Here is a 659-nt window from a genome sequence, read left to right as displayed (position 1 = left end):
CGGCCGCGGGGGGCCGTCGTCTGCCGCCGGTTCGGAGGCCGCGGCGGCCGGCGGCTCGGCGGCCGCAGGCTCGGCGGCCTGCGCCGCACAGCACCCAGGCACGAGCGCCGCTCCCATCGCCCAGATCCAGCTTGCCGCACACGAGCTCACGCGCCACGCCATCGCTTCCTTTCGGTTGAACTGCTCGCCCCGCGTCGTCCCGACCATCCAGGCATGTTAGCGATGACACGGCAGTCGGCGTGCCCGATCTGTCCGACAGACACGCACCCGCACGGCAAGGCACACCGATTGCCACCCTTCGGTACCGCACCTTTGGGTCTCCGGGCCAAAAGAGCGGGATGCGACCGGCGGGGCCGGCGCGCCACCTCTTCCAACACCTGCAAAGGAGTCACACCATGACAAAGCTCTCCACCCTGACCCTCGTGTCCGCAGCCGCCCTGGCAGCCGTCGTATCGCTGTCCTCGGCCCAGTCGACGACATCGGGCACCACGGCCGCTCCGGGCTCGGCGAGTGCCGACCAGAACCAGCCGAACGGGCCGACGACGACGGAAAGCACGACGCCGACCAACCAGAACATGACGGCGCAGCCGACCGCCCAGGACACACAGGTCAGCCCGAACAACTCGAACAATGCCAACCCGCCGACGACGCTGGACAAC

Annotated in this window: 1 protein-coding gene; it reads right to left on the bottom strand. The window is 69.7% G+C overall.

The features are described 5' to 3' along the window. Window positions 1-388 precede the first annotated feature (388 nt). On the bottom strand, window positions 389-659 hold a 271-nt coding region (locus AC1D01_RS37595; RefSeq protein ID WP_477875034.1), incomplete at its 5' end, for a hypothetical protein.

It is taken from the genome of Rhizobacter sp. P3_B12, assembly GCF_056402895.1.
The sequence above is the reverse complement of the archived record's forward strand: the minus strand, read 5'-3'. Positions and strand labels throughout refer to the sequence as shown.